The following is a 21793-nucleotide window of genomic DNA, read 5'->3' as shown; positions in this document are numbered from 1 at the left end:
GCGTCAGTCCGGGGCGCGCAGGAACATCCGCAGGAAGCGCTCCGCGATCACCGGATCCAGCCCGTGGCGCGCCGGGTCGACCGCCAGCCGTTGCGCGATCGCGGCGACCTTGCGGTATTCGTCCGGGTCCTGCGCGCAGTGCTGGAGCAGTTGCCCGGTGCGCTGGTCGAGCTCGGCGTTGGCCGCAAGCCAGTTCGGGTCCAGTCGCGGCAGGCGCGAGAAGGCATCGGCCGGCAGTCCGTCCGGGCGCCACTGGACGCGCAAGGCGCTGCCGTTGTGCTTCGCCACGAGCGGCAGCGCGCTGCCGGCGGCGATGCGCGCCTCGGGCAGGAACTGCAGGCCCTGGTGCCAGTGCAGCGGCGGAGCGTCGGGCGCGTTCGACAGCACGGTCTCGCCGTCGAGGCGCAGGTCGAACCAGAACAGCAGGGCACTGGCGGTGCCGTCGGCCGTCGCGACCGGTTCGACGGCCAGCTCCTGCGGCTCCGGCCCGGCGGTGGCGAAGTCGAAGTCGAACAGGTCGAACGGGGCGCTCAAGGGCCGGCAGTCGAGCGTGCGTGCTTCGACGTTCACGAACTCCAGCGACGCGAGATAGGGATTGAGCAGTCCGGCATCGACGCCGAGCACGCGGTCGAAACGGTACTCGACCACCTGCGCGCGCAGCCGCGCGCCCGCGGGCAGGAAGCGTGCATCCGCCCGCAGCAGGTGCTCGCGGGCATGCGCGAGGAAATGCAGCACGCCTTCGCCGATCAGGCTGCAGTCGAACAGCTCGAACAGCGCGAGGTCGGCGCGTTCGGGCAGGTCGCCGGGGATCTCCAGTGCGCGGCAGTCCTTATCGACGAGCGTCACCCGACCGGCGTAACCGTTGGCCGCCAGCGTTTCGCGACCGACCGCGGCGATGGCCGGCACTTGTTCGCAGCCGATCACGTGCGCGGCCCCGGCCTCCGCGGCCAGCATCGACAGCAGCCCGGTGCCGGCACCGATGTCCAGCGCCAGCCGGGACGGCGCCTGCCGCAGCAGACCGCGCAGCGCATGGCGGTAGGCGCCGTTGCGGCGCGCGTCGCACAGCATCGGCACGTACCACGACGGCAGCGTGTTCGCCCGCAGTCGCGACGGCGCGGGCACGGTGCGCGCATGCAGCCGGGTTTCGTGGCATTCGATCCGCAGCCGCAGCGGTTCGCCCGCGCGCACCGGCAAGCCGTCGGCGGCATGGACGGCAGGACGCAGACAGCGCAGCCCGCTCTCCGGGGCGCTGCTGATCCGTGTGTCGGCGGACGTGCCGTCGAGATCCAGGTCGAACCACGTCAGCACGGCGTCGATGCGTCCGTCGCACAGCGCCGGCAGTTCGAATTCCTGCGCGCCGGCCTCGAACGCGGCGAAATCGAGCGTGCCGACGCAGACCGGAGCGGCGAGGGCGGTCCAGCATTCAGGGCCCAGCTCCAGCGCCTGCGGATAGGCGCTCCAGCGCAGGCGATCGACGGCGGTCAGGTCGAAGCCGGCCCCGGCCTCGTCGTCGGGATAACGCCACTGGATCGGCATCGCATGCAGCGTGGCCCGCGCGGGGATGACCTGCGGTACGCCGCCGTCGGTGGTGCGCGCGGCGCGGATCGCCGGCACCAGGCCGGTGCCCAGCAGGGTGTGGTCGATGCCGGGGAACACCACCACGTCGCAGGGCGCCGCGGCGCCGGCCGCTTCGGCCGGGGTGATGTCGATCGCCTGGGTGAAGGCGTCGAAGGAGTCGCGGCGCTCGTCGTCGCTCCACTGGCGGATGACGTCGCCGTGCCGGGCATGCCACGCACCGAGGAAATGCTTCTGCACCATGCCGGTGGCGATGCGCGCGTCGAGCGCGTGGCGCTCCACGCACAGCGCGTGCGCGGCGCCGTGGTGCAGGGCGCGCAGTGCGAACACGCCCAGTTCGCTGCCGGCGAAGCGCACCCGTGTCCCGGCGGTGCCCGCGAGCGCGCGGTCCCATGCGTCGCACCAGTGCGGATCGCGCAGGCGCATGAGCGTGCTGCGCGGCGACGCCTGGCTGCCGTAGCGGCCGAGGTGGCGCACCAGCCCGTCGATGCGGAACGCCTCGGCGTCGACCGGCATCGACGGATCGTCGCGGATCGCCGGGTCGAAACGCACGTCCGGCGGGGGCGGCAGTTCGATGCGCGGCTGTTCGGCAGCGGCCTCCGGATCCAGCGCACGACGCAGCACCTCCGCCCGGGCCTGTTCGGTTTCGAGCGTGCGGATGCGCTCGGCCAGCGTCGGATCGGGCACTGCGGCCTGCACGCGGCGATAGGCGGCCAGCGCCTCGCGGAGGTCGCCCAGGCCTTCGTGGGCTTCGCCAGCCAGGCGCAGCGCCGCGGCGTCTTCGCCGGCGCCGTCGAGCAGGAGGCCGGCATCGCCGAGCGCCTCCTCGTGCAGTCCCAGCCGCAGCCGAAGACGGCCGCGTGCCAGCCGGGCCGCGGCGCGTTCCGGCGCCGCTTCCACCAGACAGTCGCGATAGAACAGTGCCTCCTCCAGCCGGCCGGCGCGTTCGCCGTCGTCGGCCATCCGGTCAAGCAGCGGGATCGCCTGCCGCAGCGCGCCCTGCGGCACGGCGGACAGAGCGCGGCGCATCGCCTCGGGTTCGCCCGACGCCAGCGCGTCGGCAAGCTGCCGGCTCCAGTCGCTCATCGCGGTGCCGCCAGCAGCGTGTCGAGGTTGCGCAGGTCCTGGCCGTACGGCGTGAGCACGGCGTGCACCGTGGACGCGGAACCGCGGGGCAGGGCGTACTTCAGGAAGGTCGCCATCGTGCCGGACGGGCCGACGTCGATGTAGCGGCACGGGCCTTCGGCTTCCAGCGCCAGCACGGTGTCGAGGAAGCGGATCGGCAGGCGTGCGGCATTCCACAGGTCGTCGTGGACGAGGGTGCGGACATCCGTGGCCGCGCGGTCGCAGCAGGCCATGGGCAAGGTCCCGGGACGCAACGTCAGGCTGCGGATCGCCTCGAGGTAGGGTGCACGCGCGGCGTCGATCCACTGCGAATGGAAGGCGAAGGACACCGCCAGCCGCTGGAAGACGATGCCGCGCTGTTTCAGCTCGGCCTCGATCCCGTCCAGCGCCGCCTGCGGCGCGGACACCGCGAAATGCTTGTCGAAATTCAGCGCCGCCAGCGTGCTGGTGCGGTGCAGGAAGGGTTCGCGTTCGTACAGCGACGGGGCGTCGAGGATCGCGATCATCGCGCCCGGGGCGCAGGTGGCCTCGTAGGTGCGGGCCTGGGCCACGACGGCCGTCATCGCCGTCGCCTCGTCCATGCAGCCGGCCAGCGCGGCGGCGGCGAACGTGCCCAGGCTGGCGCCCAGCACCACGTCCGGCCGGATGCCGCCGGCGATCAGCCGCAGCGACAGCGCGTGTTCGAGCATGAAGATCGCCGGATGGGTCAGCAGCGTCCGGTCGAAGTTGTCGGACTTCTGGCCGGCGAAGGTCGCCTCCAGGACGGAGACGCCGCAGCGCTCGGCCGCAAGGGCATCGAGGCGGCGCATGTGTTCGCGGAAGATCGGGTCGGCGTCGTACAGCGGCTGGCCCATGCGGTAGTACTGCGATCCCTGTCCGGAAAAGACGAAGACCGTCCTGGCAAGCGACATTCCCACCACTCCTGTGTAATCCCTGTCGGCAGCCCGGGATTATGGCATCGCCGATGGCTCCGCCGCCGGCAGACCGCGCCGCCGGACCGCCCCGGGGCAGGGGGCCGCCCGGGCCGGCCCCGCCGGAGCCGGCGTCTCGTGCTTGCAATCTGCACGGTTCATACTAGGCCCGCCAGGAAACCCGCCGCACGGACGCGGATTCGTTCGATCCCCCGGAAGCCCACCCATGCTCAATCGCCATTGGCGCCGGCAGGCCCTTGCCTGTGCGCTCGCCTTCTGTTGCACCAGCCTCGCGACCGCGGCCGACCTCGGCCACCCCGACCACTACGAATTCGACGCCAGCCTGTCGGTACCGTTCAACGCCGTCGACGCGAAGTTCCCGATCCGCGTGGACTTCGACTATCCCGGTGCCGGCAACGCCACCCGGGCCGCCTGGATGGTCGACGTCATCGCGCCCAGCGGCCGGATCATCGGCAGCGACAGCGGCATCGCCTCGTTGAAGGACGGCCGCGGCTTCAAGCTCGGCCGCTGGAACGGGCTCGACGCCAACGGCCGCGCGCTGCCCTCCGGCTACTACACGGTCCGCCTGCGCGCAGTGCCGACCATCACGACGAAGGGCGACGCCCGCCTGAGCGTCGCGCAGCAGGTGCGACTGGCCTTCGCCACGTTCCATGACGAAGTGGTCGAGCAGCGCTACGACGTGATGCTGGGCAAGGTGCCCGCCGCGAACGTCAAGCCGATCGCGCCGCTGCCGATGGGCAGGCAGAGCGCCGCGGCGACCGGCGCCGCGACGACGCAGAAGAGCATCGCCGCCACCGGCGGCCTGCCGTACACGATCTACTACGGCAACATGCACAGCCAGACCAACCACAGCGACGGCGGCACGGCAGTCGCCAGCTGCGGCGGTTCGGAAGTCCCGCAGGGCGGCACGATGGGCCCGGCCGATGCCTACACGATGATGCGGACGCAGGCGGGCGGCGATTTCCTGCTGACCTCCGAACACAACCACATGTACGACGGCTCGACCGGCACCAACACCTCCGCCTCGCCGACGACCGCCAACAACCTCTTCAGCAGCGGCCTGCAGGCGGCGACGTCCGCGCGCACGGCCAACCCGGGCTTCATGGCGCTGTACGGCCTGGAGTGGGGCGTCATCAGCAACGGCGGCCACCTCAACATCATCAATCCCGATGTCCTCGCCGAGTGGGAATACAACAGCTCCAGCCAGCTGATCGGCGGCGTGTTCACCGCGAAGAACGATTACGCAGGGCTGTATGCGGTGATGAAGCAGCGCGGCTGGATCGGCCAGTTCAACCACCCCGCGACCACCGGCCAGTTCCAGATCGGCGGCGTGTCGCTGGCGTACGACGCCAACGGCGCCGACGTGATGGTGCTGGCGGAAGTGATGAACAGCTCGGCGTTCTCGACGAACACCACGCAGACCGAAGTCGGTCGCAGCAACTACGGCGACGCCTGGAACAAGCTGCTGGAAGCCGGCTACCACGTCGCGCCGTCGAGCGACCAGGACAACCACTGCGCCAACTGGGGCCTGAGCTTCACCAACCGCACCGGCGTGCTGCTGCCCAGCGGCACCGCGCTGACCACGACCGCGTTCTACGACGCCCTGCGCGCGCGCCGCGTGTTCGCGACCGAAGACCGCACCAGCCAGCTCGTGCTGACCGCGAACGGCCACGTGATGGGCGAATCCTTCACCAACACCGGCAACGTCACCCTGACCGCGAACTTCGCCAGCACCAGCGGCCAGACCGCGCAGCGCGTGCAGTTCTTCGAGGGCGTCCCGGGCCGCAAGGGCACGGTCACCCAGCTCACGGAGGGCAGCGGCAGTTACACCTTCACGCCCACCACCGGCCAGCACTTCTACTACGCGCTCGTCACCCAGGCGAACGGCCTGCGCCTGTGGTCCGCGCCGGTGTGGGTGGATCAGGGCGGCACGCCGCCGACCGACACCACGCCGCCGACCGTCAGCGCCAGCGAGACCGGCACCAGCGGCACGATCAGCCTGGCCGCGACCGCCAGCGACAACGTGGGCGTCAGCCGCGTCGAGTTCTACGTCGACGGTGTGCTGGTCGGCACCGACACCACGGCGGCCTATTCGCTGTCGCTGAATTCGACGACGCTGGCCAACGGCAGCCACAGCCTGACCGCCAAGGCCTTCGACGCCGCCGGCAACAGCGCCACGTCGACGCCGGTCGCCTTCACCGTGTCGAACACCACCGCCGACACCACGCCGCCGACGGTCAGCGCGACCGAGACCGGCACCAGCGGCACGATCACCCTGGCGGCCACCGCCAGCGACAACGTGGGCGTCGCCAAGGTCGAGTTCTACGTCGACAACGTGCTCAAGGCCACTGACACGACCTCGCCGTACTCGACGACGCTGGATTCGACCACGCTGGCCAACGGCAGCCACACCCTGACCGCCAAGGCCTACGACGCCGCCAACAACATCGGCACGTCCAGCGCGGTCGCGTTCTCCATCAGCAACACCACGTCCGCGGTGGAGCGCATCGTCAACGGCGGCTTCGAATCCGGCAGCACCAGCTGGACCGCGACCAGCGGCGTGATCACCAGCAGCGGCACGCTGCCGGCCCGCACCGGCACCTGGAGGGCGTGGCTCAACGGCTACGGCGCGACGCACACGGATTCGGTGTACCAGACCGTGTCGATCCCGGCGACCGCCACCAGCGCGACGCTGACGTTCTGGCTGCGCGTGGACAGCGCCGAAACCACGACCACCAACGCCTATGACACGTTGACGGTGCAGGTGCGCAACAGCAGCAACACCGTGCTGGGCACGCTGGCCACGTACTCGAACCTCAACAAGGGCACGAGCTACGTCCAGCGCAGCTTCAACCTGAGCGCCTACAAAGGCCAGACCATCCGCGTGTACTTCCTCGGCGTGGAAGGCTCGCAGGTGGCGACGTCGTTCCTGATCGACGACGTGTCGCTGATGACGCAGTAAGCACCTGGAAGGGTCGGAAATGCGAAGGGCCGCGTCCATCCGGGCGCGGCCCTTCGCTTTATTGCATATCGCTTGCGCGTGTCCGGCCATCGTCCGATGCCGCACAGGTGGTGGTCAAACCACTCAACCGAGGCACCAACGTCCACGTCGGCGCAGGCCTTGATCGCCTGCACGTAATCGAGTGGTATCACCATTGTCTGCCCGTAAGGCAGGCAAAATGGACGCCCACCTGAAGTCGACCAAACCCGTGGAAGCTAACTGCTTGATCGCTCTAGGAACGCGCCAAGAATAATGTAGATTCAGGCGTTGCGCCCAACACCAAAAAGTCCTATAAAGGATTCGGTTGGTGTTTGAGGGGCACCCCTGATGGGGTAACCGCACGCCCAAGGCCGAGTCCTGTCAGGCTGCCGCTGAAGAAGCGACGGGCCATCTCGATCTGTGAGTTCTTCAGCGCAAAGCTCGGCCGTGAAGTCATCCTTCCGGCCCGTTGCTACTGGCTCGGCCTATGGCTGGATTGGTGCCGGGAGGCGACGGCCTACGTTGAGCTGCCAGCGAATCCGGATGAGCCTAGCGAGTGGGTAGCCGACTTCTGGATTGAGTACGCCGGAAAGGAGTACCTGATCGATGTCGCGCAGGAAGCACGAGCTGACACGGCGGCATCCTCAACCCCATGGGATTTGCTGGCCGACGGATTCCAGTCAGTCGAACCTGATCGGGGACGAATCACACCACGTTGGATGTGGGCGCGACGCTCCCTCTTACTAGCGCTTGAGCAGGCACACCCCTATGCGGTATCGGCTCGCCTTCAAGGCGGCCTGAGAATCACTTGCAGGAAGCTAATCACAGAATGGCCTGAAACGGGTCAAACCATCGGTGACGTGTGTGATTTGCCCGGGGCTGACAGCTATGTATCGCAATGCGCGATCTTTCATATGGTTCGCAAAGGGAGCCTTGAGCTGGACTGGAGTCGAGGCCTCTCGCTCAACACTCTCCTGACGAAGGCCCTCAATGCACCGCAAAGTTGAAAAACTGTTTCCGGTGAGGTGGCGTGACACAGCCAACTGGACTGTGCCTTCCGACAAAGAGATTCCGTCGGCATACAAGGATGTCTACCAGAAGCGGAAGCGGGCGGTTGAGGCGTACATGCGTGGCGAAAAGCTCATGGTGATCCAGGAAGCTGAGGGCGTCGATGCAGCGTCACTCTATTCCATGATCGAGGCCTGCGCGATGCCTTCGCCCGGAGATGGAATCCGTGGATTCCGCGCGCTGATTCCATACGTTCGAAGGAAGGCCTACGAACGGAAAAAATCCGTCAACGACGATGCATTGGCAGTCGGTCGTGGTGCGGGCGGATTATTTTCGCAACTGCTTGCGAGCCACGAATCGTTGCGCACGCTGTTGTCGAGTCAAGCAAGAAAGTACAGTCATCACACGTACGAAGGCCGCGTTCCCATCAAGAAGGAACATGGAATCTTCCTGAGCGCGCTGGTCAAGCTGAAAGGCAAGGCGGGATACCCATTCACCCTTCAGAACAAGGGGCGAGAAGGTTATCGCATGGCGCTAAACGCAGAAATCGCCATGCAACGAGCCGATGCCCGCACTCCTTTGCGAGAGTCTATAGAGCGTGCATTTCGGCCCCAGGTTGACATGCGCTACCGGCATGTTCAGATCGATGCTCATCGGCTCGATTCTTTCATCCGCGTGAAATTCATCGGGCGAAAGGGACGCTTCAAAACGCGCGTGCTTCGCCCTTGGCTGATTGCCGCCGTTGAGGTCGACAGTGGGGCGTGCTTGGGGTGGAGTCTTTCCGTGGAGCGAGAGCCGTCGCACCTGGACCTGCTGCGATGCCTCTACGGCATGATGAACCCTTGGCAGCGTCGCCAACAGTTCGAAATCATTGGGCTTGAATACAAGCCGGGGGCTGGCATGCCGTCTGGCCTTATTCCGCGTTGCGCGGGTCGCTTCGCCGACACCATCAGCCTCGACAATGCCTTGTGTGGGCATGCCGACAACATCCGAGAGATCGTGCTCGAGCGGTTGCACGCCACGCTTCGACTTGGAATTCCTGGCGAACCGAGGACTCGCTCCGAAATCGAGCAGCTCTTCAATACGATCACGCATCGCAATGTCCAGCACCTTATCGGCGGCGTACGCCCGGACATGAGCAACAAAGAGAGGAATGCTGCGATGAAGGATGCAGAAGAGAATGGACTCACGATCGAGCAAATGGAGGAGTATCTAGATGTAGTGCTAAGCAACTACAACGCCGAACCACACGCAGCTCACTATGGCAAGTCGCCGTTGCAGTTCCTCCGAGAGGAACCTGAGTCCGCGTTGGTTCGCGCCGATATGTCCGCCAAGGCGGCGTGGCGAAACCTGCTGAAGATCGAACTCACTGCGACGGTGAGCTGCAGTGAAGACCATGCGCCGCGCATTACGTATCTCAAAGGCAACTACACCAACGACATGCTACGTGCCAGCGGCAATATCTTGGCGGGAACGGAAGTTATCATCACCGTCAATCTTACCGATCTACGAACGATCGAAGCAAAAGTCGCCGGAGGTATAGATCTGGGGGTCCTCTGGGTTCGCGGGCCGTGGGCGGAATTCGTCCACGACACGCGGCTTCGCAAGAGACTCAATGGGGAGATTGCGGATGGAAATTTTCATTGGACCGAAGGCGTCGACCCGGAAGAGCAGGTGACCGAGTTCTTGCGCAAAATCAGCAAGGCGAGCCATGCGCAGCCGAAAAAGGCGCGTGACAAATCGGTGCGCATTGAACCCCAGACGCCTGCGCGTTCGAGTCGTCCATCTGCGTCGTCGCGACTGATTGCTGATGTTGCGAAAGACGATGAGTTCGACATCGAAGCATTGCTCGGCAGCAAGTTGAAAGGATGATCGATGCCTGCCCCCCATCCGATTGAGAGAAACGACTATCTGATCCTGACCAAGCCGATCGGCCGGATCATGATAAGCCTCACGGCGTGGATCCGGCTCAATTTTTCAGGAGTGATGATCTACGGCCAGCGACGTTTGGGGAAGTCCCATTGCGCCGAGTTTATCAAGCGGTATCTTGCTGACACTCTGGGATACAAGCTTGCCGTTGTTCTTCTGTGCGTACGCAAGCACGACGTCGTTCGTGAGGGCGACTTCCTCGACATGTTGCTTCGGTCCCTGGGCGAGATCCCACCTAAGCGTGGTTCGAAAGATCAGAAGATGGAGCTGATCGTCAACCGGTTCCTGGTGCTGGCCCGTCGTTGTCCCGTCAAGAAGATCATGCTGGTCTTGGATGATGCGCAACGTCTCGAAACGCTGCACTTTGAAATTCTCATGTCCATCCAGAACGAGCTCTATCAGCAATATCGGGTGATGCTGTTCACCTTGATGGTAGGGCAGCCTCAGCTCAAGCTAAAGCGTGAACTCCTGATCCAGGCCGGGGAGAAGCAGATCACGGCGCGCCTAATGGCCGACGACGTCGAGTTCGTAGGGCATCGTTCTTCGGATGAAGTGAAGTACGCCTACAAGCGCTTCGATGAGCACTGTTTTCATCCGGCGCGCAGCGGCATCAGCTTCACGCAGGGACTGGCTCCCGAAGCATGGGACGCCAACTGGCGATTGGCGAATGAAGCCGAACCGATCTACATCGAATACGTGAGACGTCGCGAGGAAATGGGCATCGAGCCAGTGGAAGAGGTTTCGATGCAGGCGCTGACGACGATGGCCACGTACATTTTCCACAAGTACGCCTCGAAACCGGGTTTTCGTGGGTTGGCACCCGGTCAAGTCAAGGACGTGGTCAATGCTGCCGGGCTATTGCAGCTCGATGCCCCTGCCAAGAAGGACGGCAGCGAGGGTAGCGATTACGGTGGCGATGACGGGGAGGGCGACTGAAGCTGATGCCTCCATTGGGCCCTCATCGCAATGCTTCATCACAGGCGCAGATGAAGTCCTCAATCCCGCGCATTCAGATGGTCAAATGATCTAGGCTAGATGAGTAACCCTGCGTCAGTTGCAGGAGAGTTCCAATAGCCACTTCCAACAGTGGAAAGCTGATCGACGAATAGCCGGCCAAGCGCATTTTGAGGCCTAGGGTTCGTCGGGGGAAAAGTGCATCCCGGCCATTCTCCAGTGCATACCAGATCTGCTCGCTTCCTGAGCTCGCTATAGATGGCCTCTCTCACTGCGCCTAGGTCAGGGTATGCCTGCTGCTGAGACGATGATGCGCCATGCCTGACTGCTGCCCAGCAGCAGTAGCGCCATCTGGCAATGGACATGGCGGGGCGACACTCTCTGTAGACGTATTCAATGTCGCTTGCCCATTTCCTCTCAAATCTGTGCTTGGCCAACTGCAGTCCGAAGTAGCTTTCGATCTCGGCTACGGAAAGTGACTGCCATAGTTTGACACGCCACTCGCTGTCCATCTCTTTTAGCCGGACTGAAGCGATCAGTTCAACGATCGCTTCATGCACGGAGTCCCGTGAATACGCGGCCCACGCGTATAGCCATTGAAATCCCTCTATTGGCGTGATTTCGGCTCGTGGCTCGAGATCCCACCGCGCTTCCGGCCACGGGGCATCGATGATGCCAAGGGTCTTCAGTTCGACCATCATTGCAAGAGTGAGCCGAGATGCTGGCGTGACGCTGATTCGTTCTTCCTGAGCGCGGAGCAAGGCGGCGAGATAGATGGATGCTTGCAGCCCAAGATCGTCGATAGTTGGTATCGACGGTTGGCTTCTTGGCGAATCGGAACTTCGACTACGATCGTTCACCTGTTGCCGTGACCTCCGTCAGATGTCGCTGTACTTGTCGGCTTCCGCTTTCGCTTCCCGCAGCGCGTTGATCTCTTCGACTTCGTCGTTGGCGAGATAAGGGCGATCTCCAAAGTCACGAACAGTGTTCAGCACAGGCTCAAGCAGAACCCGGCGTTGCGCGGCGTTTCGGACTTCAAGGGTTGTCCATGCTCCGTCGCCGCGAACGAATCCCACCGTGAATGTAGAGGCGTAGGATTGGCCTGGCTTGAAACCGCCATCGCTCTTGAAGTCTTGGGATAGAACTGTTGCGGCTATGGGTGCTTTCGCATTTTCCAGGTAAAGCGAGGCCCGCCACTGCAGAGAGCTGACGCCTCTAGACGAGCCGTTATGCACGACAACTTTGATGCGAGGCTGTGGACCGAAGAAGTCGTTCTCGATGACGAGTTGACCTTCAGAAGCGACGATCTTCTTCAGATCATCTCTGACGGAGGCGGATGCCTTCGCGGACGACTCAAGCTCGGCAATGGTGCGCGAGTAGCTTGACCGCACTTCGGAGACCCGCGCACTGATGATGTCCCGAGGGCTGCCGTTCGGATACCTTGCATGGAGTGCCGCGATGTTCGGTATGCCTTGAACGGCCCACTCGTATGCATCCCGTTCGTGCGACGTCATCTTCTCGACGATTGGGTCGAGAGACGCTCGGTATGCCTGCATGGATGACCCGGTATCCAGAGGCTGGTCCATCGGGCCGCGACATGCCGTGAGGAGACACGCGCATACGGCAAATCCAGCGGCGGACAAGAAGGTCCGCAGCCGAGGGGCGAGGGTGCTGACGTCCATGATCGGTCCTGGCTTGAATGGAATCTATAAGTAGTCTATCTTTAAGCCTGTAGAGCTTAAAGAGGCAGCTAACTAGGGTGGCGGGATGTCCGCGACCCTAGCTCAACGCCTTGGAAAGGCGCTCCGCGTTCGGCGAGCAGCCACTGGTTGCAGCCAGGAGGCGTTTGCCGATCGCATCAACATGCATCGCACCTACTACAGCGCCATCGAGAGAGGCGAGAAGAACTTGCAGTTGGATACGCTGCAGCGGATTTGTCACGGCCTCGACGTCAAGCTATGGGAAGTCATGCGAGATGCGGAGTCGGGCTAGCGACGGCCTGCCAGGCAGGGCAGTATCAGTGTTCGTAATGTTTTCGTCGTGATGGCGCGCTCCTCCGGCCGGGCGCCAACCTGTCATTTCTGGAGATCGCAATGACTGCGTACCTGCCGTGGCATCTGATGTCCGACCGGGAGCAGCAGGTGTGGGCCAGTGTCTATGCCCAGCAGCAGGATGAGCCGACGAAGGCTGCCCGTGTGGCGGACGATGCCGTGCTTGCCCTTCGTGCCTTGAATGTCGACAACAAGGAATTCGAGGGCCCTGAATATGAGGCGGCACGTAGTTGCATGGGCTTGCGACTTGAGGAATTCCGCGGCTGGTACCCCGTTGCACTGGCGATCGCCAAGCGTGGTCGCATCGCCCCATCGGAAGTCTCGGGGGAAGTCATCGGGAAGGCATTTGAGACGTACCAGCGCAGTTGCACCGATTTCTACTGAGCGTGCTCGGCAAACGCGCCTCTACTGCACACTGTGCAATCGTACGCGACAATCCATTTCCAAGCCGCCGGTGTCGCCGGCCTCGTCGAGCAGAGCAGCAACCCAACTGGGTCGGCCATAAGGTCGAAGCGCCATCCTCGACTTCTGCCTCAAGCATCCCACCAAAGGCTCCCGGTTCGTCGCCAACCAGCTTCGTCTCTCCGGCATCAAGGTCAGTCCCTCCAGGATGCGTGGTGTCTGGCAGCGATACGGCATTCTCAAGCGCCATCAGCGGCCTTTTCGCTGAAGCCCGCGTCCGCGAGATTACCTTTGTTCTCTCGGACGGGCAGAGGCGCCTGTTCGAATGCGCCGAGCGCGACCTCAAGGCGTTCCTGCGCTACTACAACCTCGAATGCAGCCATCAGGGCTCCGGCCTCAGGGGCCGGACGCTCCCTCAGGCGCTACGCGAGACGCTCGTGACCCTGCCGCCCATCGTTCCCGAGCCGGAGGTGACAGCCGAAATCGAACCCGACACACTCGCCGCGGAATCGCCTCTGCCGAGGCGCGGGTGTCGGGTAATTACCAAACATGTGCAGTCAGAATGAATGTTGAAGCGCATTGCCAATCAGGAAAATAGCACGATGCAAAGGTATGCTCGGTATGGCATACGGTACCGTTCTTCGAGTTAGATCAGCAAACAGCTCTCAGAGACGGAAACTTGTCTCGCGCCATCGCCAATCCTTTCACGAGCCGCTCCATATCTTCCCCCGTATGTCCCGCGTTTACAGCGCACCGAAGCAATGCGCCATTCTTCGGAACCGCAGGCCAACGGACAGCGCCTGTGTAGATCCCCAACTCTTCAAGAAGATATTTCTGTACTTCGCAGACAGATGCGCCGATGAGAACAGGAACAATGTGCGACTGGGAAGTCAGCGTATTGAACCCCTCTTCCCGCAAGCGCTGCCTGAGGAGCGCCGACAGGGCGTGGAGCTGTGCTCGTTTTTCGACGCCTACCGAGCTCCTGATCAGTTCCAGCGTCCGACAACATGTCGCCGCTGACCAAGCCGGAATGGACACAGAGAAAATCACTTCGGAGGAAGAATACCGGATCAGCTCATTGATGCATTGGGCCGGGAAAATGATAAACCCTCCCTGCGTGGACAGCGTCTTGCTCAGCGTCCCGGTAAAAATGACTCGCTCAAGATCATCCGCGGAAAATCGACTGGAATCCATAAAGATGCCGCTCCCTTGCGAATCATAAATCCAATCACTATGGGCGCCATCTGCGATTAAGAAAGCATTGTGCTTCCTAGCGATGCCAAGGAGTGCTTCCATGTCAGCGAAATCTCCGCCCATGGAAAACAAGCTGTCTGTCACGACAAGCTTCATATCTTTATCTCTTCCGTGCTCGGAAAGCGATCGATCAAGTGCCTCATAATCGAGATGCGGATATTTGACAAGATTAAATCCACGGTCATTCTTCAGGCTCATCAGCGGTTTGAGCAAGGAGGTGTGGGAAAAAACGTCCGCGCAAACCAGGATGTCTTTCGATTTGCGCAGTAGGCCACCACCTAAAGCATTGACGGTATCGCATAAGAGATGTACGAGCGCTACATTCGCTCCGTATCCGGTATTGGTAAGGACACAGCCAAAAGATGATGGCAGTCCCTTTGCAAGAGACCTTTCCAGTTCCTGGTGTGGTTCGAAATTCATGAGCGCTCTCGAACACGCCGATCCGATTCCATACTGTTCTAGATGCTTCTGTGCCGCCTCCAGCACGGCTTGGTGCTGGCCGATATTCAAATAGTCCAAACTCAAGAATGACACAACCTCAGAAACCTCTCCGCCCCCTTTCCTCACATGGATTCGAGGGCCAAGCGGAGACCCCACGGCTGTATAAACGCCACTCGGCTCATCTCCGATAGATCCGTTTTGACAAAAATTCTCCAGCCGTTGCACATATGCGCTCACGAGGTCGTTCATCTTTTTCTCCAAAAAAAATCGGGTTGTCGATGAGGATACGAGTGATGCTATTTCTTTCCAGAATAGAAAAAAGATTCATTGCTAAATCTGTACGCCAAGACGACCGTGGCGCTCGTGGTCACTAGCCAATTCATCGAGATAATCGCGATAGCATCGAAGTCCTGTCTTTGTCGCAATCAGCTTCGACCAACGTTGCTCGAGAAGATCAAGAGACCCATCAGAAAGCTCCCTTAATGCGGAGCCCGCTTTCCCAGAGCGCACCTTCGTCACTAGGTTGCCCATGTCGCTTGGAACGTAGAATTCGCTACTGCGACGCAGGTCCGACTCGTTGAACTTGCTCTCGTTCTTCTTCATCCATCCAAAGGACGAGTATCGGGAGACCATATCCACGAGCGCTGCGTCGAAAGGTAGCCCGAGGTAGGTGCAGATCATCTCAACGGCTGGTCGCTTGTCCTTGATCAGGTTCTCGTAGGCCAGGGCAAGTGCACTTCCTGTTCGGCATCGGTCCCGCCAAGCCAGAAAATGTGCCCAATAACTTGTCTGCCGCTGATCGGGGCAGCAAAAGAAGTCAATGACGAATTCGTCGATAGTCAGTCGAGACGGATCAAAAAGCCAATGGGACAGAAAGTGGTAATACGAGACAGCTGCATCGCCAGGGTCTCTGAAGCAACATATGGCGCGAGTGCATCCGGGTAGGTCCTTGGGAAGCGAATGCGTCTTCATTGTCCGCGGTGTATATGCGGTCTCGAAGCGCAGCTTTTGCCTGCTTCTGCGAAGCCAATCCAGGTATGGGGAAACGCGTCCAATTTCGTGAAATCCAGCGTCCCCTCGGCTTACAGCCATATACGTCAACTGTTGCACAAGTGTGGTCCCGCACTTCGGAAAAGTGGCAATCAGGACGTCGGAATCCATTAGCCATGGGGCCGGCATCTCCGCGCACGCTGAATACTCGCTTTCGAGGTAAATTCCAAGTTCGCGTGCTTGGATGAAGCGCTCGCGGTAATTTTTCATGTCCCACCTCGTTCCTTGACTTTTTTTGCGACATCCTTGATTTGCATGTGCCATACCGCCTACCGCCTGCCGCATCAAGACGGCATCTATTTGTCATTGAGACGAGATAGCAGTATCTCTATCTGTCTTTCTGTCAAAAAATTCCGATGACCTCCGATCGTTCCGTGCCTGAAGTGGTTTGGCGCCTCAGGCTCCCTGGCTTTCATGTTGGGAAAGCTGCAGCGTTCGGTAATTGAATCGATATCACGATGACCCACTTGCGCGCCGATGAACTCGGCGATGGATTCGACCGCGGAAGGCATGTCATTAAGTATCTGCTCGTACGTCAGAAACAACACATTGGGCGCGTCATTGAACGCCCGCCAAGATGCCAAGTGATCAAAATAATTGCCCCACCGAACATTGCCGCGCATGAATAGCTGAAGGAAATCGTCGGGAGATCCTCGATATATTGGGGCATCATCAGGCGGGCTGAGATACTGGTGGTAATAGGACGTGAACATGTCCAGGCAATTCCTGGATACATGAATGAATCTGCCGGCACCGGGCAATGAGGGGTCCATGTGGCCTTCTGCGGGCCAGTGGCTTTTGAAACATCTCGGGGGCGGGGTGTCATCAATGACATCCAATTCCACGTAATAGTGGACCTGCGGATCGCCAACCTCGAGCCAGGGAACGGCCTTGTGCCGAGAGATTCTGGATTCCTTGTTGAGAATGCCGGCCAACAGTCCCTGCGTCAGTGTTGTTCCCGATCGCGGATAGGTCACCAACCAAACATCATCGTCCCTCATCGTGCGCTGCCGCAGCTCATCGATGCGTTTCTGAGTTACGAAATACGGCACTCGAATGCCTTGAATGATGTGTTCTTGTCTTTCCATGGCATCTGACGTCATCCTGAGACCCTCTGATTCCTTGAGATCGGCTGCCGGGTGCTGCAATCGACAGGTTGCCGCAAGCTTCTTCCGGTGCAAGTAGCAACAGCATCCAGACGAACAATGAAAAATGCTTCAAATGCCCATCAAAGGTTTGAACATCCCGGTTACCGAGATCTTGAATCTTCCTTGGGCGGAGTGCCGACATCTCCAATCTCCAAGCCCAGTTCCTGTTTCCTCAAACGCACAAGATCGGAGGTCACCCAGTCCATGATCATGTGTATCCGCGCTTCGCTTGAAGCATTTCGTACGCCATGTTCGCGCTGGTTGTTGACTTCCCACAGGTCGAACCTCTGGAGATTCTTGCATTCACTTCCAATCTCGAATATCGCATTTTCATTCGTTTTAAGTGGGAGGTGAATTCGATGCGAGTACGGGAGGGATGAGCCCGTGTCGTAATGAAGAGGAATCTCTGACCAAGGCTTTAGTCGCACGATGATCATTCGGATGAAATATCCATCCAGATCCTCATAACGACGTTTCATGATCTCTTCAAGATCATGGACTACATCTTCCAAGGCGCCATACGCGGGATGCCGAGATGGGTTCACATGGCGAAAGTCCTTGTCGAACAGGATTGGAATAGTCTGGGTATGACGATGCTCATGACCTATCCTGTCCCGCCAGGATAGGCTGTCCCAAAGTGATTCATTAAAGGACAGGACCGTGTTTTCCAGTGCGCTGGATTCGTATCGATCGATAAACTTGAAATTTCCTTGAAAATCCATCACCGCTCCTTTGCTTCGACTTGTGACGGCGCCGCTGGTAGTGACCGTCTCCGCAGGGGGGGGGCAAACAGTTACCCGAGTTGAACACAGTTGCCCTGGCCAGCCCGGTACGCGAGGTTCTTCTTTGCGCAACTGTCAATTCTCGTTTCGGCAACCCGCCTGCTGGACGTCGACGTTGGCCTTCAGGCATTCGGGCTTGAAGTCGTTCGTAATTTGGCGGTGAGAGAGAGCGGCGACTCGTCCACCGCGGCCGGTCATGGAGTCGGTCGAGCACGTGGCGTTGACAGGTGGCCGGGTTTCCAGCGGGTGGCGAACAATGTCGGAAATACTCTTGTTTCTCTCGTGTTCCACGGACTCGAATTGATAGTTGAAGAAAGCAGAACCCAAGATGTAAAAAAAAGGGGAATACTCACCACATCCTCAAAAGGTGCGATTGAGCCGGAAGGTGACGACACAAGAGATGGTTTCGGCTTTCCGACGCGAGGGATATGTCAAAGCGCATGCGCCGCAGTTGGCGTGTGGATCAACATGATTTTGGTTCATGTTTCAAAGGACAGGGGGAGCAATGAATACAAACGTCTGCTTGATGGGGCGACCATCGATTCGATCCTGGAATGGGCTACTGGTCTCTGCAATGCTGGCATTGGTGCTGAATGCGATCAGCCCCGTTTTTGCGATTGCCCAGGATCGCGCGACACCCAAAGTGCAAGCCATTCCGCCTGTGAAGGTGGATCTGGTGCAGTTCAAAGTGATCAAAGGTGCGGACGGGAAGGAGCAGTACCTCCCGGCCGATGCGGTCATGCCCGGGGACATCATCGAGTACCGCGCGACCTATCGAAACACCACCAACAAGCCGGTGTCGGGGATGGCAGCAACTCTGCCTATCCCGCAGGGAACGGACTATCTGCCCAGGTCCGCTTCCGCTCCCGCCGGGTTGGTTGCCGAGGCTGCAACGGCCGGCGGCAGTTTTGGGCGAGAACCCCTCACGCGCAAGGTCAAGGGTCCAGACGGCAAGCTGCATGAGGAGCCGGTGCCCTACGCTGAATACCGCACGCTGAGGTGGGTCATTGACCGTTTGAACGGCAAGGGTGAAGTGAGCGTCGTTGCGCGCGTAAGGATCGAAGGGGCCGAATCGCCCGCGTCCGACGCCGCGCCTGCGCGTACGCCGCGCACCAGCGCACAAGAAGTGTCGCGCACGCCCAAGCGATAGGTTCCGCATGGCGCCCACTCGGGCGCCGTGTCCACCGCTCATCCCGTAATCCGAATGGCCGGAGCTCGTGTCGTTTGGCACGGGAGGGGCTTGTCTTTGTCAATCACTGCGAGAACAGACATGAAGATCCCTCTCCTCACCAGACCGGGCGGTCCGCCGCTGAAGGTCAGTGCCACCGCGGTCGGTATCGCGGTGGTGCTGGCAACCAGCTATGTCGTTGCGGGTCCCGCCGCCAATTCGAGAATCGGCAACCAGGCTTCGGCCAGCTACATCGATCCCAACGGTCAGTCGCAACTGGCCACGTCCAACCTGGTCGAGACGCTCGTGCAGCAGGTCGGCGCGTTCACCCTGAACTCCGACAACAACAAGTCGGCGGCGGCTGGCAATCAGGTCTACATGCCGCATACCCTGACCAATACCGGCAACGGTACGGACAGCTTCGACATCACGGTGACCGAGCCTGCGGACGGCATCGTGTTCACCCGGGTCCAGGTGTTCGCCGACGCCAATGGTGATGGCGTTCCCGACAATTCCCTCACGCCGCTGTGCGACAGCGCGGGTGTGCCGCTGTGCACAACCGGTTTCACCACCTCGGTGGCAGGCAACGGTGGCAATTTCAAGTTCGTCGTCGCCTACACGGTGCCCAGCACCGCGACGGTCGCGACCTGGCCGAACGATGTGGCCACCGTCACCGCGAGCGTGAATCCCGCCTCGCCGGTCCTGGCGACCTATATCGCGACGACCGACACCGATACGGATACGGTCAACCTGACCGACTTGGCGGCTTTCTCCGTCACCAAGGCGATTCAGGCGCCTGCAGTCGCGGCGCCGGGCGGCGGTGCATGGCCCACCGCGATCACGAGCGGTCGAGCGTCTCCGGCGGCGGGTTGCTCCACCACGTGGGGCACGCTCACTGCGGGTTGCACCTATACGGTCTACACCCTGCGCTACAGCAACACCGGCGGTGCGACCGGCGCGGTGTCGCTCAACGATCCGCTGCCGTCCGGCTTCACCTACGTGGCCGGTTCGGCTGTGTGGAGTTCCGCGCCGGGTACGGCGTTGGGCGACGTGGCCGGCAATGCGGATGATCCGGCGGGGATCACCTACGAGTCGGTCGGCGGAACGATCAAGGCCACGGTGGCCAGCGTCGCGCCGAACGTCAGCGGTACCCTGAGCTTCGTGGTGCTGGTGAATTCGACCGCCACGGTCGACGACGCCAACACGACGAATATCGCCGCTTACTCGACCACCGACTGCACGGATCCGAACACCTGCACCGATGGCGATACCAATCCGTCGCCGTTCGACACGCTGCCCACCTATGGTGTGGTCGCGGTGGACACCAGCGGTGTGACCACCGCCGATGATGTCGAGGACAACCCGTCGCAGGCATCGCCCAACCTGGTGATCCAGCCCAGCGTCGTGGCGGGCGGATCGGTGTCGTTCACCACGTACGTGGCCAACACGGGCAACGCGACCGACACGTTCAACCTCACCATGGGGTCGAATGGCTTCCCCGCCGGCACTACCTTCACCCTGTTCCGGGCCGATGGCGTCACGCCGCTGCTCGACAGCAATGGCGACGGTACGCCCGATACCGGTCCTCTGGCCGCGGGCGCGGAAACCACGGTCGTCGTGCGCGCCAGCGTGCCGGCATCCGCACCGGTCGGCTCCGGCCCGTATTCGGCGCTGCTGACCGCAGACTCGGTGGGTGATACCAGCACGGCGAATACCGGCGACGACTCGGTCTGGGTGCAGGTGACCACGGTCATCGGCTCGCTGGTCGATCTGACCAACACCGCGGCCGGTACCGGCTCGGGTACGGTCGGAAACGGTGACCTGGGTCCGGGTCCGAGTCCGCAGGCGACGACCACCAACTCGACGCCAGCCGGCACGGGAACGACCTTCACGCTGTTCGTCAAGAACAACGACACGGTCGCCAACAGCTACTCGCTGGCCGCCAGTCAGTCGGCGACCTTCCCGGGAACGTTGCCCTCCGGTTGGACGGTGACCTTCCACGCGGCAGGCGGTGTCTGCGGTGATCCCACGATCGCCAGCCTCGCGGTGGCCGCGGGTGCCCAGGGTCAGGCCGTGGCCTGCGTGACGCCACCTTCGGGTGCGGCGATCGCTACGCAGAACATCTACTTCCAGGCCAAGGCGCTTTCGCCGGCGTCGAACGGTGGTTATCCGGCTGACAGCAAGCTTGATGCCGTGACCGTCACCGTTCCCAACCTGTGGGCGTGGTCGCTGCTGCCGAACAACAGCGGTCAGGCGACGCCGGGTGGTTCCATCGTCTATGCCCATACGCTGTCCAACACCGGTAACCAGGTGTGCGGCAACGTCACGATCGGCGCCGTGCTTTCCGCGGCCGACATCGCGGCAGGCTGGACGGCGGTGACCTACGTCGACGTCAATGGCGACGGCCAGATCGACGCTGGCGACACGCTGATCACCGCGCCGCTCCCGGCGCTCGCCGGCGGCACGCAGACCAAGATCCTGGTCAAGGTGTTCGCGCCCGGCGGTGCCACGGCCGGTAGCGTCAGCAGCGTCACGGTGACGGCGACCGATGCCGACACCGACGGCGATGGCTTCACCTGTCCGGCGGTTTCGGCGGACGATGTCACCACCGTGATCACCGGCCAGCTGCGCCTGATCAAGACCCAGGCGCCGGACGCAAGCTGTGATGGCGTGGAAGACGCGGCGCCCAGTTCCGCACTGATCTCGGCTGCGCCCGGCGGTTGCGTGATCTACACCGTCGTTGCCACCAACGAAGGTGCGGCTCCGGTCACCAACGTGACCGTCAACGACGGCATGCCGGTCAGCACCAGCTTCAGCGCGTTCCAGCCGGCCATCCAGTGTACGTCCACCGGGTTGACCGGTACGCCGGTCGGCTTCTCCTCCAGTGGTGTGCCGGTTGCGGCCGTGAGCTGCGGTAGCGCGGCGAACACGCTCGCACCTGGCGGCACGGTGACGCTGCATTTCGCCGTGCAGATCGATCCGCTGTGACGATGC

General features: G+C 61.8%; 15 protein-coding genes. 8 read left to right on the top strand and 7 right to left on the bottom strand.

Annotated features, from left to right (window positions below; all coding sequences use genetic code 11):
- Positions 1-3: 3 nt before the first annotated feature.
- Positions 4-2661 carry a methyltransferase domain-containing protein gene (locus tag ACT53R_RS16545; protein WP_476173014.1) on the bottom strand — a complete coding sequence of 886 codons (2658 nt, stop codon included), beginning with the start codon at positions 2659-2661 and terminating at the stop codon, positions 4-6.
- Positions 2658-3611, bottom strand: coding sequence for an acyltransferase domain-containing protein (locus tag ACT53R_RS16540; protein ID WP_476173013.1), 954 nt, complete (start codon positions 3609-3611; stop codon positions 2658-2660). The genes ACT53R_RS16545 and ACT53R_RS16540 overlap by 4 nt, the downstream gene beginning before the upstream one ends.
- A 226-nt stretch (positions 3612-3837) precedes the next feature.
- Here ACT53R_RS16540 and ACT53R_RS16535 point away from each other — a divergent pair, with 226 nt between their 5' ends.
- From ACT53R_RS16535 to ACT53R_RS16525, 3 genes are all read left to right on the top strand, one after another.
- Positions 3838-6594 (top strand): Ig-like domain-containing protein, encoded by a 2757-nt coding sequence (locus ACT53R_RS16535; RefSeq protein ID WP_476173012.1) that lies wholly within the window; start codon positions 3838-3840, stop codon positions 6592-6594.
- Between the two features lie 1008 nt (positions 6595-7602).
- The gene (locus tag ACT53R_RS16530; RefSeq protein ID WP_476173011.1) at positions 7603-9492 is read left to right on the top strand and encodes a hypothetical protein; all 1890 of its coding nucleotides are present in this window, start codon (positions 7603-7605) and stop codon (positions 9490-9492) included.
- 3 nt (positions 9493-9495) lie between these two features.
- Positions 9496-10485, top strand: a complete 990-nt coding sequence (locus tag ACT53R_RS16525) for an ATP-binding protein (protein ID WP_476173010.1) — start codon at positions 9496-9498, stop codon at positions 10483-10485.
- 896 nt (positions 10486-11381) lie between these two features.
- Here ACT53R_RS16525 and ACT53R_RS16520 read toward each other — a convergent pair.
- Positions 11382-12185 carry a hypothetical protein gene (locus ACT53R_RS16520; protein ID WP_476173009.1) on the bottom strand — a complete coding sequence of 268 codons (804 nt, stop codon included), beginning with the start codon at positions 12183-12185 and terminating at the stop codon, positions 11382-11384.
- Positions 12186-12270: 85 nt separating this feature from the next.
- On the opposite strand from ACT53R_RS16520, the gene ACT53R_RS16515 reads away from it, so the two are divergent.
- The 3 genes from ACT53R_RS16515 (at position 12271) to ACT53R_RS16505 (ending at position 13522) form a co-directional block, all read left to right on the top strand.
- The gene (locus tag ACT53R_RS16515) at positions 12271-12495 is read left to right on the top strand and encodes a helix-turn-helix domain-containing protein (protein WP_476173008.1); all 225 of its coding nucleotides are present in this window, start codon (positions 12271-12273) and stop codon (positions 12493-12495) included.
- A 101-nt stretch (positions 12496-12596) separates the two neighbouring features.
- The gene (locus ACT53R_RS16510) at positions 12597-12938 is read left to right on the top strand and encodes a hypothetical protein (protein WP_476173007.1); all 342 of its coding nucleotides are present in this window, start codon (positions 12597-12599) and stop codon (positions 12936-12938) included.
- 233 nt (positions 12939-13171) lie between these two features.
- The gene (locus ACT53R_RS16505; protein ID WP_476173006.1) at positions 13172-13522 is read left to right on the top strand and encodes a hypothetical protein; all 351 of its coding nucleotides are present in this window, start codon (positions 13172-13174) and stop codon (positions 13520-13522) included.
- Positions 13523-13607: 85 nt separating this feature from the next.
- Here the strand turns inward: ACT53R_RS16505 and ACT53R_RS16500 are convergent, their stop codons facing one another.
- From ACT53R_RS16500 to ACT53R_RS16485, 4 genes are all read right to left on the bottom strand, one after another.
- Positions 13608-14900 (bottom strand): aminotransferase class I/II-fold pyridoxal phosphate-dependent enzyme, encoded by a 1293-nt coding sequence (locus tag ACT53R_RS16500; RefSeq protein WP_476173005.1) that lies wholly within the window; start codon positions 14898-14900, stop codon positions 13608-13610.
- 81 nt (positions 14901-14981) lie between these two features.
- On the bottom strand, positions 14982-15911 hold the full coding sequence (locus ACT53R_RS16495; RefSeq protein WP_476173004.1) for a sulfotransferase domain-containing protein: 930 nt from the start codon (positions 15909-15911) through the stop codon (positions 14982-14984).
- A gap of 86 nt (positions 15912-15997) precedes the next feature.
- Positions 15998-16804 (bottom strand): sulfotransferase domain-containing protein, encoded by an 807-nt coding sequence (locus tag ACT53R_RS16490; protein WP_476173003.1) that lies wholly within the window; start codon positions 16802-16804, stop codon positions 15998-16000.
- Between the two features lie 146 nt (positions 16805-16950).
- Positions 16951-17571, bottom strand: a complete 621-nt coding sequence (locus ACT53R_RS16485) for an aspartyl/asparaginyl beta-hydroxylase domain-containing protein (protein ID WP_476173002.1) — start codon at positions 17569-17571, stop codon at positions 16951-16953.
- Positions 17572-18136: 565 nt separating this feature from the next.
- On the opposite strand from ACT53R_RS16485, the gene ACT53R_RS16480 reads away from it, so the two are divergent.
- A complete protein-coding gene (locus ACT53R_RS16480; RefSeq protein WP_476173001.1) occupies positions 18137-18781 on the top strand; it encodes a hypothetical protein in 645 nt (214 codons plus the stop codon).
- Between the two features lie 120 nt (positions 18782-18901).
- Positions 18902-21787: a beta strand repeat-containing protein gene (locus ACT53R_RS16475; protein WP_476173000.1), complete on the top strand. Its 2886-nt coding sequence runs from the start codon at positions 18902-18904 to the stop codon at positions 21785-21787.
- Positions 21788-21793: the final 6 nt, after the last annotated feature.

The sequence above is a fragment of the Lysobacter sp. DMC104 genome, assembly GCF_056313665.1.
The sequence above is the reverse complement of the archived record's forward strand: the minus strand, read 5'-3'. Positions and strand labels throughout refer to the sequence as shown.